Source organism: Amycolatopsis sp. AA4 (assembly GCF_002796545.1).
Taxonomy (GTDB): domain Bacteria; phylum Actinomycetota; class Actinomycetes; order Mycobacteriales; family Pseudonocardiaceae; genus Amycolatopsis.
The window spans coordinates 7208994-7222529 of sequence record NZ_CP024894.1; the positions used below are offsets into that span (position 1 = coordinate 7208994).

At 67.7% G+C, this 13536-nt stretch carries 13 protein-coding genes and 1 pseudogene; 6 read left to right on the top strand and 8 right to left on the bottom strand.

What is annotated here, in order from left to right:
• Positions 1–74 precede the first annotated feature (74 nt).
• The 5 genes from CU254_RS33180 to CU254_RS33200 all read left to right on the top strand — a co-directional run bounded on the left by CU254_RS33180 (position 75) and on the right by CU254_RS33200 (position 4954).
• Positions 75–1373 carry an ABC transporter substrate-binding protein gene (locus CU254_RS33180; protein ID WP_009083241.1) on the top strand — a complete coding sequence of 433 codons (1299 nt, stop codon included), beginning with the start codon at positions 75–77 and terminating at the stop codon, positions 1371–1373.
• Between the two features lie 2 nt (positions 1374–1375).
• The gene (locus tag CU254_RS33185) at positions 1376–2356 is read left to right on the top strand and encodes a carbohydrate ABC transporter permease (RefSeq protein WP_037715620.1); all 981 of its coding nucleotides are present in this window, start codon (positions 1376–1378) and stop codon (positions 2354–2356) included.
• A complete protein-coding gene (locus tag CU254_RS33190) occupies positions 2353–3207 on the top strand; it encodes a carbohydrate ABC transporter permease (protein ID WP_009083245.1) in 855 nt (284 codons plus the stop codon). Before CU254_RS33185 ends, CU254_RS33190 begins: the two co-directional genes overlap by 4 nt.
• Before the next feature lie 2 nt (positions 3208–3209).
• On the top strand, positions 3210–4586 hold the full coding sequence (locus CU254_RS33195; RefSeq protein ID WP_050788338.1) for a GH1 family beta-glucosidase: 1377 nt from the start codon (positions 3210–3212) through the stop codon (positions 4584–4586).
• 134 nt (positions 4587–4720) lie between these two features.
• The gene (locus CU254_RS33200) at positions 4721–4954 is read left to right on the top strand and encodes a hypothetical protein (protein ID WP_009083248.1); all 234 of its coding nucleotides are present in this window, start codon (positions 4721–4723) and stop codon (positions 4952–4954) included.
• Between the two features lie 588 nt (positions 4955–5542).
• Here the strand turns inward: CU254_RS33200 and CU254_RS33210 are convergent.
• Complete coding sequence (locus CU254_RS33210) at positions 5543–6397, bottom strand: ion transporter (RefSeq protein ID WP_009083249.1); 855 nt, start codon at positions 6395–6397, stop codon at positions 5543–5545.
• Positions 6398–7407: 1010 nt separating this feature from the next.
• On the opposite strand from CU254_RS33210, the gene CU254_RS33220 reads away from it, so the two are divergent.
• On the top strand, positions 7408–8613 hold the full coding sequence (locus CU254_RS33220; protein WP_009083250.1) for a glycosyl hydrolase family 8: 1206 nt from the start codon (positions 7408–7410) through the stop codon (positions 8611–8613).
• A gap of 24 nt (positions 8614–8637) precedes the next feature.
• Here CU254_RS33220 and CU254_RS33225 read toward each other — a convergent pair whose 3' ends face one another.
• From CU254_RS33225 to CU254_RS33255, 7 genes and pseudogenes are all read right to left on the bottom strand, one after another.
• Complete coding sequence (locus tag CU254_RS33225) at positions 8638–9165, bottom strand: M15 family metallopeptidase (RefSeq protein WP_009083251.1); 528 nt, start codon at positions 9163–9165, stop codon at positions 8638–8640.
• 86 nt (positions 9166–9251) lie between these two features.
• Entirely contained in the window at positions 9252–10049 is a 798-nt protein-coding gene (locus CU254_RS33230; protein WP_009083253.1) for a family 1 encapsulin nanocompartment shell protein, read from the bottom strand.
• Positions 10046–11077, bottom strand: a complete 1032-nt coding sequence (locus CU254_RS33235) for a Dyp-type peroxidase (RefSeq protein ID WP_009083254.1) — start codon at positions 11075–11077, stop codon at positions 10046–10048. The genes CU254_RS33230 and CU254_RS33235 overlap by 4 nt, the downstream gene beginning before the upstream one ends.
• Positions 11078–11213: 136 nt before the next feature.
• Positions 11214–11949 (bottom strand): annotated as a pseudogene (locus tag CU254_RS45095) (SDR family oxidoreductase).
• Between the two features lie 9 nt (positions 11950–11958).
• Complete coding sequence (locus CU254_RS33245) at positions 11959–12327, bottom strand: DUF1707 domain-containing protein (RefSeq protein WP_009083257.1); 369 nt, start codon at positions 12325–12327, stop codon at positions 11959–11961.
• Positions 12324–12893 (bottom strand): phosphatase PAP2 family protein, encoded by a 570-nt coding sequence (locus tag CU254_RS33250; protein ID WP_009083258.1) that lies wholly within the window; start codon positions 12891–12893, stop codon positions 12324–12326. The genes CU254_RS33245 and CU254_RS33250 overlap by 4 nt, the downstream gene beginning before the upstream one ends.
• Positions 12890–13492, bottom strand: a complete 603-nt coding sequence (locus tag CU254_RS33255) for a DedA family protein (protein ID WP_009083259.1) — start codon at positions 13490–13492, stop codon at positions 12890–12892. Before CU254_RS33255 ends, CU254_RS33250 begins: the two co-directional genes overlap by 4 nt.
• Positions 13493–13536: the final 44 nt, after the last annotated feature.

Consider the following 13536-nt stretch of genomic DNA (forward strand, 5'->3'; position numbering starts at 1 on the left):
TCCCCCGTTACCTGCAACACACTCGTTCGGCATCTGGGAGCGCTCCCAGAACGACTTCCAAGGGGTTGACGACGGTGACAACGTTCCGGAAGGGCCTGGTGCTGGCACTGGGCATCACGATGACCGCGGTGAGCGCCGCGGCGTGCGGCGGCGGCGACGGCGACGTGCCCGCCGCGGCCGGGCCGAACGAGCACGTGGAGCTGACGCTCGCGACGTTCACGGAATTCGGCTACGAGGCACTCATCCCGGAGTACGAGCGGCTGCACCCGAACATCAAGATCACCCACCGCAAAACCGGCCAGGGCGGACCGTACGCCCAGGACATGATGACGAAGCTCGCGGCGGGCTCCGGGCTGGCCGACGTGCAGGCCGTCGAGGAAGGCCACCTGTCGGACATCCTCAGCAAGTCCTCGAAGTTGAACGACCTGAGCCAGATCGGTCCCTCGGGCGTTTCGCCGGACCGGTGGCTTTCGTGGAAATACGAGGCGGGCAAAGACAAAAACGGCAAGCTGATCGGCTACGGCACGGACATCGGCCCGCTCGCCATGTGCTACCGCAAGGACCTGCTCGCCGCGGCCGGCCTGCCGAGCGACCCGGAGGCGGTGAAACCGCTGTTCGCGACGTGGGACAGCTATTTCGCGGCCGGTGCCCAGTACACCGCCAAAACCGGCAAGGCCTGGTTCGATTCGGCGGCGCAGAACTTCAACTCGATGGTCAACCAACTGCCGGTCGGCTACCTCGACACCAGCGACAAGCTCACCGTCGAGAACAACCAGGGCATCAAGGACGCCTGGACGAAGGTGACCGACGCGGTCGCGAAGGGCGAATCGGCGAAGCTCACCGCGTTCAGCAACGAATGGAATTCCGGGTTCAAGCAGAGCGCGTTCGCCACGAAGGCCTGTCCGGCGTGGATGCTCGGGGTGATCAAGGAGCAGGCCGGGCCGGACAACGCGGGCAAATGGGCGGTCACCGCGGCGTTTCCCGGCGGAGGCGGCAACTGGGGCGGTTCGTACCTGACCGTGCCGAAGCAGAGCAAGCATCCGCGGGAGGCCGCTGAACTGGCCGCCTGGCTCACCGCGCCGGAGCAGCAGATCAAGGCGTTCGAGGCGAAGGGCAACTTCCCGAGCCAGACGAAGGCGCTGGAAAGCCCGCAACTGCTGAACGCGACCGACGCGTACTTCGGCGGCGCGAAGATCGGCGAACTGTTCGCCGAGCAGGCGAAGAAGGTGGCGAAACCGCAGTACAAGGGCCCGAACGACGGGCAGATCCAGGAGAACGTGGCCAGCCCGGCACTGCAGTCGGTGGAACAGGGCGCCTCGGCCGCGGACGGCTGGCAGCGTCTCGTCGACGGCGCGAAGAAACTCGCTCGTTGACGATGACTGTCACCAACAAGACCGCTCCGGAAAGCCGGGCCACGACGCGGCCGCAAACCGCGCCGCGGCCCGGCCTGCGGGACCGATTGGCGCGCTGGGACGTCAAAATCTCGCCCTATCTGTACGTCGCGCCGTTCTTCATCGTCTTCGCCATCGTGGGCATGTTCCCGTTGCTGTACACCGCGTACGTGTCGTTGTTTTCCTGGAAAGCCGGCGACGACGATCCGGATTTCATCGGCCTGGACAACTTCAAGGAACTGTTTGCGGACACACAGTTCTGGCACGCGCTGGAAAACACGGTCAGCATCTTCCTGCTCTCCAGCGTTCCCCAGCTGATCATCGCGTTGCTGCTCGCCGCGGTGCTCACGTTGCGGCTGCGCGGCGCGACCGGGTGGCGCGTCGGCATTCTGCTGCCGTACGCGGCGAGTCTGGTGGCGCTCGGGATCATCTTCGCGAACCTGTTCGGCCCGCGCTACGGGCTCGTCAACGGCGTGCTCCAGACCCTCGGACTGTCCCCGGTGGACTGGCAGGCCAACCGGTTCGCCAGCCACGTCGCCATCGCGATCATGGTGAACTGGCGGTGGACCGGCTACAACGCGCTGATCGTTCTCGCTGCGATGCAAGCGATTCCGAAGGAATTGCACGAGGCCGCGCTGATCGACGGCGCGGGCACCGTGCGCCGGTTCACCCACGTGACCCTGCCCCTGCTCAAGCCGACACTGATCTTCGTCACCATCACCTCGACGATCGGCGGGCTGCAGATTTTCACCGAGCCCAAGCTGTTCGACGCGATGCCCGGGTCGAACAACGGCGGTTCCACCCATCAGTTCCAGACCGTGACGCTGTATCTGTACCAGACCGCTTTCGAGAATTTCGATCTCGGCTACGCGTCCGCGATCGCGTGGGTGCTCTTCCTGATCATCGTCGTGATCGCGCTGATCAACTACTTCCTCACCGGGCGGCTCGCGGGGAGGCGCAAATGAGCGGGCACCCCAGCTTGCGGGCCCGCGCGGCCCGGCTCGGCAAACCGCGCAAGGCGACCTACGGCGTGCTGATCGTGTTCGTGCTCGGTTCGCTGTTCCCGTTCTACTGGTCGTTTCTCGTCGCCAGCCGCGACAACGGAATGCTCACCGAACGGATTCCGCCGCTGCTGCCGGGCGGCAACTTCTTCGCCAACGCGGCACGGGTGTTCGACACCGTGCCGTTCTGGCGAGCGCTGGCCAACAGCGTCATCGTCTCCGGCACGGTCACGCTCACCACGGTGTTGTTCTCGTCGCTGGCCGGGTTCGCCTTCGCCAAACTGCGCTTCCGCGGCCGCAACGGTTTGTTCGTCTTCATCGTCGTGACGCTCGCGGTGCCGACTCAACTCGGCATCATCCCGTTGTTCATCGCGATGTCGAAACTCGGCTGGGCGGGCGGACTGCAGTCGGTTATCGTGCCCAACCTGGTCACCGCGTTCGGCGTGTTCTGGATGCGACAGTACACAGTGGACGCTCTGCCGTACGAGCTGATCGAAGCCGCGCGCATGGACGGGTGCAGCATGATCCGGATCTTCTGGAACGTGTGCCTGCCCGCCGTCCGCCCGGCCGCGGCGATCCTCGCGATGTTCACGTTCATGACGTCCTGGAACGATTTCCTGTGGCCGCTCGTGGTGCTCGACGCGGGCAATCCGACCGTGCAGGTGGCGCTCGAAAAACTGCAGAGCGGCTACTACGTCGACTATTCGCTGGTGCTCGCGGGCACCACGCTGGCCACGATTCCGATCCTCATCGTCTTCCTCCTGCTCGGCCGCCAGATCGTGGCCGGGATCATGCAAGGCGCCGTGAAAGGGTGACCATGTCCGCACAGCCGATCCCCGACGTGCTCGCGTTCCCGGACGCGTTCGTCTGGGGCGCCGCCACGGCGGCCTTCCAGGTCGAAGGATCGACCACCGCCGACGGTCGCGAGGCCTCCGTCTGGGACACCTTCGCCGCACGTCCGGGCGCGGTGGCCGGCGGCGACACCGGCGACCCGGCGGCCGACCACTACCGCCGCTATGCCGACGACGTCGCGCTGATGCGCTCGCTCGGGCTCACCGCGTACCGGTTTTCCCTTTCCTGGCCGCGAATCCTGCCGCACGGCAAGCCGGAACCGCGCGGGCTGGACTTCTACGACCGGCTCGTGGACCGGCTGCTGGCGGCGGGAATCCAGCCGTGGGCGACGCTGTACCACTGGGATCTTCCGCAGTCGCTGGAAGACCGCGGCGGCTGGACCGCGCGCGACACCGCGTACCGGTTCGCCGAATACGCCGAGACCATCGCGGCCCGGCTCGGCGACCGCGTGGCCAGCTGGTCGACGCTGAACGAACCGTGGTGCGCGGCGATGCTCGGCTACGGCTCGGGCGTGCACGCGCCCGGCCGGACGTCGCCGGAAGGGGCCGTGGCCGCGGCGCATCATCTGCTGCTGGGGCACGGGCTGGCGATGGACGTGCTCCGGCAGCACACGAGCACGCCGTCCGGGATCACGCTCAACCTGTACCCGGTCGTCGCGGACTCCCCGGAGGACGCTGACGCGGTTCGCCGGATCGACGGACTGCAGAACCGGTTGTTCCTAGACCCGCTGCTGAGCGGCGGCTACCCCGCTGACCTGCGCGAGGACCTCGCCCGGTTCGGCTTCGACACCGTGGTGCGCGACGGTGACGAGGCGGTGGTCGGCAAGCCGATCGACTGGCTGGGCGTCAACTACTACCGCGGCTACCGGGTGGCCGGTTCGGCGCGGCCGGGAAGCACCCCGGCGGGCCGGGAATGGCCGGGAGCCGACCAGGTGCACTTCGTCCCGGACCCGGCCGCGCCGCGCACGGCTTCCGGCTGGGAGGTGCGTCCCGGCGGGCTGACCGAATCGCTGCTGCAAGTGCACCGGGACTACCCGCCGGTCCCGTTGTACGTCACGGAGAACGGTGCGGCGTATCCGGATCCGATCCGCGACGGCGAGGTCTCCGACGACGACCGCATCGCCTTCCTCGACGCGCATCTGCGGGCCGCGCACGACGCGCTGGCCCACGGAGTCGACCTGCGGGGGTATTTCTACTGGTCGCTGCTCGACAACTTCGAATGGGCCGAGGGCTACGCGAAGCGCTTCGGCCTGGTGCACGTCGACTACCGCACCCAGCGGCGCACGCCGAAGCGCAGCGCGCGGTGGTATGCGGAGGTGATCGCGCGCAACGCTCTGCCGTGACCTACTCCCGGGTTTATCCGCACCGCCGGGAATGACTTTCTCTTGGTGTTTCGCGTCACGGGGTCCGGACGCGGCCGTCGGACCAGTGCCGGGGCCGCCCCGAACGGTCCCGCGAGCGGAGACTGGAGCGTCCGATGACGGTGCGGAGCCGGGTGGCCGACGAGGTCACCGCGTGGCTGACCGGGGAATTCGCGGGCCGGGTGCCCGCCGAGGCGGTCAAGGTGGTGGTGCGGGCGGCCGGACGGGACCTCGACGGCCGGGTCGTCCCGGACGAGCACGGCGACCTGCTGTACCGCGTGGCGCGGGCCCGGCTGGTGCGGATGCTCTCCGTGCCGGAAGAGCCGCGCATCCCGCGTTCCCGGGGATAAGCCGTTTGCCCCCGGACCCCCACGGGTCCGAGTTCCTCCGGTGGCATGAGGTAACCGGCCGCGCGCCGACCGTGTCCGGCGCGCGCCGCGGGCCGCTACGAGCCCGGTACCCGGCTGCTCAACGGCGCGTGCGAACGCTCCGGCGGCCACCAGACCTGCGCGGGCGGCGGGGGAACGTCATCGTCCGGAAGCTCGAGCGCGTCCGCGCCGCTCTGCCAGCGGTTCCAGTGCACGGCGCACAGTCCGCGCCACAAGGAATCCTCCGCACAGTCCCGCCGACGACACCTGCGTACCTGCTGCCCGCTATCAATCACGTCCACGACTCCAAACCGCGCTCAACCTCCCCGCCGGCTCCAGTCTGCCTCGGCTCCGGCGGGAACGCCCCGCACTCGCGCCAACACAACCCTTGTGCAGCAACGGAACGGGAAGTCCCAGCCTACTCCAGGCACCTGTGCGCGCACCGCGCGACCACAGTGCACTCTTTCAGCGGTTGACGCCTCCCGTGCGCGGCGTTCCCGGTGATTTTCCTGTGCTGCAACGGAGAGTGCGCGTCCGACGGCGCACGGTAGGTATGTCCACAGTGGATGATCAGCGCCGCGGATGATTGACGTCGTACTCGTGCGCGGCGGTGCGTTGAGTACGGGTGCGCAGGAGCTTCTCGTCCGGGGAGTCGTCCACATCGGCCAGTCCGAGCGCGACCGCACGGCGGATCTGCTCGCGGTTGTCGCGGACGACGGAGGAGAAGAAGTCGTCGATGCGCGGGTCCAGAAGGACTTCCAGCAGGACCCGGAAGGACGTGTCGACGGTCGCGCGGACGATCTCGTCGTGGAACGGCAGCCTGCGCAGTTTGCCGAGCTGCGGGTCCTCGGAGATCTTCTCGGTGATGATCGCGCGCAGTTCGGTCTTGTTCTCGCTGAGGGATTTGGCGAGGTTCTCCGGGTAGTTGCCGGTTTCGAGAACCTTGACCACCTCGTCCAGGACGGCGATGGTCACCGGCTTTTTGATGGCGTGGACGATGGGTTCGGAGAGTTTGTCCACCAGGCGGTAGGTGAACTGCTCCCCTACCGCGCGGTCGGCCGCCCTGCCCAGGCGGACGATCAGGAGGATCACGCCGATGACGTGGTGGTGCGCGGTGAAGGCCGGGTGGGCCACCGGGATCATCGCGAAGACCTCGTACCAGGTGCGGGCGAGGAAGGCGGCTCGCCAGCCTTGTTTGCGCCAGCGGTGGAGGAGTTCCAGGAGGAAGATGCCGCAGATTACGCAGTCTGCCGGGAAGAACCATTGGCTGATGTCGGGCGGCGGGGGGCTGATGAGGAGCCAGGCCAGCATTCCGGTGGAGACGACGGCCAGGGCTAGCATGATCCAGTCGTCGGCCCGGACGTTGCCGGGGAGGATGCCGCTGTTGAGTTCAGCTTCGGCTTCGGCTGAACGGCCGGTGGTCATGCTGGCTCCCTGATCACTGGGGGTGTGGCCCTGGTGATGATCCCATGGGGTGGTCGGTGGGGCTGGGAGCTGTGGGGGGTGGGTTTCGGCTCGTCGCCCTGGGGGCGACATTGCGCCGCCCCTGGTTGCGTGGGGCACCCCGATTGTTGATTGTGCTGACGGTTCGGGGGTGCTTGTCAAGGCGGGAAAGATGCCTTGACAAGCACCCCCGAACCGCAGAGAGGCTTCGTATCGGGGTTGGGGGAGGGGTGGGTGCCCCCGGTGGTTGGGTGCACTGGCGGCGGTTTTTGCGCGACTCTGGCGTTGCTGCTTTGAGTGGGGCGGCGGGCGGGTAGCGCCCCAATGTGGCATTGGGTGCATGTGATGCACCCAATGTGGCGTTCGGTGCGTGCGACGCACCCAATGTGGCGTTCGGTGCGTGCGACGCACCCAATGTGGCGTTCGGTGCGTGCGACGCACCCAATGTGGCGTTCGGTGCGAGGAGATCTCGGCGGCGCCGGCGGGGAGCGGTCCGTGAAGGGCTCCTTGAGGGAATCTAATTCCCTCAAGGAGCCCTTCACGCCCGACGGAAAGGTCGTGAGGGGAACCCTGAGGGACTCTGAGTCCGTGAAGGTGGCCCTCACGGACGGCGGAGGATCGCGAGGGGAACCCTCACGAACCGGTGCGCCGTCGGCGAGAGGTGGTGGAGTTCTTCGCCACCGTTCGGTGGAGGGCCGTCAGGGGAACATCGCCGGGGCACAGGCCGCGAGGGCTCCGGACTGCGGGAGTCCGGACCGCGCTGCTCGCGTCCCGGAGCCATCCGCTGCCGGCCTTCCCGCCGAACCCGCAGGGGACCTGAGCCTTGAAGGGCTCCTTCCGGGAATCAGATTCCCTCAAGGAGTCCCTCACGGAACGCTTCGGAACCGGTTCACCTGGGGAGTTCGAGTCCGACATCTTGACACCAAACACCCCGTGCAGCAGGCTTTTCTCACGCCGCCTAGTTAGGAAAGTTTACTAACAAGGAGTCCCGCATGCCTGCTTCCCGGAAGGTGGCGTTGTTCGCCGCCGTTTCCGTATCGGTTACCGCTGTGTTGGCTGGTGCTGGGCCCGCCTCCGCGGTTTCCGTGGCTCGTCCGTTTCCCGCGCACGTTACCTACCAGACCGGTGTCCGGCCGTCGGTCAGTCAGGCTGATCAGGACGCTGCGGTCAAGAAGCAGTACGACTCCTGGAAGCAAACCTACCTCCGCCAGGCTTGCGGCGGTTACCTCGTCTGGGCGACCGACGACGCGCCCAACAAGGGCACCGTTTCCGAGGCGCAGGGGTACGGGATGAACATCGTCCCGTTGATGGCGGGGTACGACGACCAGGCCAAGACCATTTTCGACGGGATGTGGAAGTTCGTTCAGGACCACCGGGACAGCAAGGGGCTCTTCCAGTGGAAGATCGACGGCAAGACCTGCAAGTACGCCGACGACGGCACGCCTGACTCCGCTACCGACGGCGACCTCGACGTCGGTTACGGGCTGATTCTCGCGGACAAGCAGTGGGGCGGCTACAGCTCCGCCGCCAAGGACTGGCTTGCCAAGATTTACCAGAACGACGTCGCGTCCGATGGGCATCTCAAGATCGCCGACGGCGCGGGCAACGACGACACCCGGCCGTCCGACTTCATGCTCGACCACCTGCGCGCGTTCGCCAAGTATGACACCGCGCACGACTGGAACAAGGTCGTCACTCGCACCGAGCAGTTGATCACGCAGTTCACCGCCAAGTATTCGCCGACCGCGAATCTGCTGTCCGACTTCGTGGTCGGGGCGAACACCAACAGCCCGAAGCCGGCGCCCGCGGATCATCTGGAGAACCAGCCGGACAACATCGTCGGCTACAACTCGGTTCGCGTGCCTTGGCACATGGGCACGGACGCGCTGCTGTACGGCGGCAAGGTCGCGACCGACGTCGCCAAGAAGGAATCGGCCAGCTACAAGAGCCACTCCGGGGCCAACCCGGCCAAGATTTACCCGCACACCAAACTGGACGGCACGCCGACCAAGACCAGTGACCAGTCCGAGGTCGCGGCCAACCCGGTCGGGGTCGCGGCGATGGTCGCGGGCGATCAGGCCTGGACCGACACGCTGTGGAAGTACATGGCGACCAACCCGTACGACGACACGTACTACGGCGAGACCATCAAACTGCTCGTCTACCTGGTGATGTCCGGCAACTACTGGGCCCCGTGACCCCGGACCTGCCCGCGCGGACGGCTAGCCAGCGGCGTCCGTGCGGGCAGGCGGGCACGTTCCGCCGGGGGTGGTCAGCAGTTCGAAGTGCCACATCTCGTTCGCGTACACCTGGCACAGCCCGTACTTCGCGCCGTGCTGGATCAGCCAGTCAGCGGCTCGGGTGGGGGCGACGTCGACGGCTTTGCCGGATACGTGCGTCGACTTTTCCGGCGTGTTCACGAATTTCCGCGCCTGTTCCAGGCTGCCGTACTTTTCGATGCCGGCGTCAAGCAGCTTCTGCTGGTACTCCTTCGTCCGCCAGCCCGACGCGATGCGAATGTCCACTTTGCGCTGCCGAGCGTCAGTTGCCGCCTCCTGCAATGCTTTTCGCAATGCCGGGTCGAGATTCCCGACCGCGGGGTAGTTCGTGTCGAAGGGCGTGAGCGTGACGCCTTCCGGGGCACCGCCTTGAGCCGGGTCGTGGTCTGGGTCGCCGTCGAGCACCGGAAGGCCGGAGCACCCGGCGACGACGAACGCGGGCAGCACGAGCAGGATCTTGTTCCGCAGCACGCCGCAACTATCGCGAGCGGGTATCCCCGGAAGGTTCGGCGAATGTCCGCGCTGCGTAACAAGACCGCATGGTCAGGTAACGGGCCTCAGGCGGTCAGCCCGATCCCCGCTTCGGCGGTGTTGACCAGGAACGTCAGCGTCTCGTAGAAGTACAGCTCCACAGTGGACGCGTCATGGCTGGAGTACCCGATGGACAGGTCCTGTCCGAAGTGGAGTTCGTAGTCGCCGCCGCGGGTGGACAGCACACAGGCGCCGTTGATCGCGGGCGTGCGGATGAGTTCGCCGTCCACGATCTGCTTCAGGTGTTCCAGCACCGGATAACCGTGGTTGGCCGCCTCGTACGCGGCGGTGAACTCGTCGTCGCTGAGCAGGACGGTGTACGGCCCGGCCACGCCCGCGTCGCACAGTTCGGCGATCGCGTCGCCGATCGCCTTCGGGTAGCCCGGGGCCTCCGGCGGCAGCGCGATCGGCGACAGCGACGAAGCCGGGCGGATCCCGGTGATGCCCGCCTCGGCGAAACCGTCGACCACGATCCGGTCCTCGGCGTACGCGATCTGCTGCGCGGCGTCCTTCACCGGCTGCCAGTCCGCGTCTTTCGCGCCCCACTCGACCGAATCGACTTCCTCGCGCGACACCGTGAACGGCACCCGCAGTTCGACGATCCGCTGCGCCGTGCGCAGGCTTGTCGCGACGCCGTCGAACTTGCCGCTGACGCGTTCGCGGCGTCCGGTGCCGACCGCGGCGAGTGCCGGGTCCCCGGCGACGACGACGTCGACCACCCGGCGCGCCGCGGCGAACTCGGCGAAGGTGCGCTTCGCCTCCTCCTCCAGGTCCGCCCACGCGGCGGCGGAGATCGGGGCGAGTTCGCGATGCAGGTTGTTCATGACCGAGTGCTCCTTCGCAGGCTTCCGATGCCCAGCGACGTCCCGGCGGGCGTCGCGGCAGCCGGCGGTTCCGGCTCGGGCGGGGCGTCCGGCGGATCTTCGAGGAAGTCCGCGGTCGGCACGTAGAACAGCGCGCCGGTGTGGGGCGTGGAGAAGTCGAGAATCCGGTCGTAATTGCCCGGCGGCGACCCGACGAACATGTTCTCCAGCATTTTCTCTATGACCGCCGGAGATTTGGTGTAGCCGATGAAATACGTGCCGAACTCGTCGTGCCCGGGACGGCCGAACGGCATGTTGTCGCGCAGGATGTCGAGTTCGTTGCCCTCGTCGTCGGTGATCACGTTGAGCGCGATGTGGGAATCGGCGGGCTTTTCCTCGTCCGAAAGCTCCACATCGGACAGTTTGCGCCGCCCGATCACCAGCTCCTGCTGTTCGGTGGTGAGCGCGTTCCACGCCGCCATGTCGTGCAGGTACTTCTGCACGACCACGTAACTGCCGCGATTGAACGGTTCGTCGTCGTCCACCAGCACGGCCTGATTGACGCCGTTGCCGGTCGGATTCTCGGTGCCGTCGACGAACCCGAGCACGTCGCGCGCGTCGAAGTACCGGAAGCCCTGCACCTCGTCGAGCACCTGCACCGAACCGCGCAGCCGGTCCATGATCAGCGATTCCAGCTCGAAGCACAGATCGAGCCGCTCGGCGCGGAGGTGGAACAGCAGGTCGGCCTCGGCGGTGAGGACGCTCGTGTGCTTCTCGCCGGCGAAGACCGGCAGCTCGTGCAGTTCCGCGGGCCGCGGACCGCCGTAGATCCGGTCCCACGCCGCCGACGAGATCCCGGCGACACAGGTGAGCCCGGCCCCGGCGTCGCGGAAACCGACCGCGCGCTGCAGTCCGGCCAGGTCGGAGAGGAGGTCTTTCGCGATCTGCTCGGCGCCAGCGTTGACCTGGACCATCAGGAAGATCGCGGCCCTGGTCAACGGTGCGGAAACGGCCTGCGGCTCAGGCGGTTCAAGGTCCCCCGCTTGCACGCTCGCGTACCCCTTTTCGCCCGGTGACCGTCCGAGCGCATCCTAACCACGGACGGGCGAGCGCACCCGGCATCGCCACTCCGGCGGGGTAACCGAGTGGCGCGGCACAAGCGACCTTGTCCGGCTCCACAGCGCGTCAGAACTGGCCGCCGCCCGCGTGGACCGTCTGGCCGGTGACCCAGCGGGCCTGGTCCGACGCCAGGAACCCCACGATGTCCGCGATGTCGCCAGGCTCGGCGATCCGGCCGAGCGGCGTCTGTTTCGCGCTGTACTCGACCACGTCCGGCGGCCCGTCGGCGAGAAGCGCCTCGGTGCGGACCGCGCCCGGAAGCACGCTGTTCACCGTCACGCCGCGGGCCGAGTTCCTTCGCCAGCACGCGCACGAACTGGTCTCCGGCGGCCTTCGCGGCCCCGTAGATCGCGGTGCCCGGCCGCGCCGTCTGAACGACCCCGCTCGACACCACGACGATCCGGCCGCCGTCGCGCACTCGCCGGGCCGCCTCGCGCAAGGCGACGAAGGTGGGCCGCAGGTTGGTGTTGAAAATCAGGTCGAAGACCTCGTCGGAGGCCTCCGCGAGCGGCACGAACCGCGCGATGCCCACGTTGGCGACGACCACGTCGAGACCGCCGAATTCCTTTTCCGTGCGGTCGAAAAGGCCGCGCAGCTCAGTGTCGTCGGTGACGTCCGCGCGCAGGGCGACGGCCTGCCCGCCGTCCGCACGGATCTTCGCGACGACGGCTTCGGCGGACGCCTGGTCCGAGCGGTAGTTGACCGCGACGGAAAGCCCGTCCGCGCCCAGCCGTTCCGCGATCGCCCTGCCGATCCCCCGCGAGCTTCCGGTGACCAACGCGACGCTTGCTTCGGTCTGCACAGCACCAGTCTAGTGGCGCCCGAAATGATGCCCTTCGTCGGCGAAACCGTGCGCGGCAAGGAAAACCAGCATCGCCACCGCGAACATCAGCAAAATCCCGGCAGCCAGCTTCCGCCGCGGCGGCGCGGTCCCGAACTCCGTGACCAGCTGGTGTCCGGCCAGCAGGAGCAACGGCTGCCAGCGGGTCCGCGGCGCCGGCGAGGGCAGGTCCGCGACCACCGCGTCCAGCTCGTGCCGGTACTGCGCCGCGTAGACCGTCGTGACCCGTTCTTCCACCTCGGCCAGGCTCAGCCGCCCCTCCCCCGCCGCGGCGTTCAGGGCTTTCGTCGTCTGCTCGCGTTCGGCGTCGGAGCAGCGGACGGGTCGATCGTCAGTCATGCTTTCCTCCCGGGCAAAACAGGAATCAGCCGAGCCGCCAGCTTCGCCAGCGGCTCGCGGACCACGAGCCCGAGCGCACCGACCCCGGCGCCGACCACGAACCCCGCGAGCACGTCGTGCGGGTAATGCGCCCCGACGTACACCCGCGAAATCCCCATCAGCACCGCGAAAACGAGCGCCCAGAGCCCCCATTTGCGGTTGACCAGCAGCAACGCCACCGCGAACGCCGCCACGATGACCGTGTGGTTGCTGGGAAACGCGTAGTCGGTCGGCGGGTCGCACGGCAGCAGCGTGTGCACACCAGGAACCACGCGGCACGGCCGGACCTCGGCGAACACCGACTTCAGCACCGTGTCCACGGCGAACGCCACCGCGATCGCGATCGGCACCCATGCCGCGGCTGCCAGCGCCGCCGGTCCCCTCGTGCGAGCCCGCCAGAGCAGCGCGAGGATCACCGGCGCCACCAGGAAAACCCCGTACTCGCTGAACGTCGTCACGATTCCGGCCAGCCAATGCTGTGCCCAGGCGAAATCCGTGACGTCGCGATACCAGCCAGCGTCGATCATCGCATCGCCCTCCTTCGTGCGCGGACCAGTTCCACCAGCAGCGGGCTCAGCGAAAGCAGCACCACCACGGCGATGACCGGCAGCAGGTACGTGTCGATGTTCGGCACCGACGCGCCCAGCGCGTATCCAGCGAGCGTAACCCCGACTGTCCACAGCAGACCGCCGATTACCTGCCACAACGCGAATTTCGCGGCGGGCATCCCGGCGATGCCGACGAGCGGGTTCAGCACGGTGCGGACCACCGGGATGAACCGCGCCAGCACCACGGCCTTGCCCAGGCCGTACCGGGTGAGCAGCGCCGATCCGCGCGCGACGCCCTCGTGCAGGTGCTTGTTCCGCACCCGGACGAGCAGCGCGCCGCCGCCTCGCCGGCCGAGGACGTATCCGGTCTGCGCGCCGAGCAGCGCTCCGGCCGCGGCGGCGACGATGACGGCCGCGAGCGGCAGGTGGAGCTTCGACGAGGCCGCCAGCACCCCCGCGGTGAACAACAGCGAGTCGCCGGGCAGAAAGAAGCCCACGAGCAGGCCGGTCTCGGCGAACATCACCGCGAAGACGCCGAGCGGGCCGAACGCGGCCAGCAGCCACTTCGGGTCGAGCATGCCACCTCCAACTACTACACAACTGTCGAAATTCTACATGAACG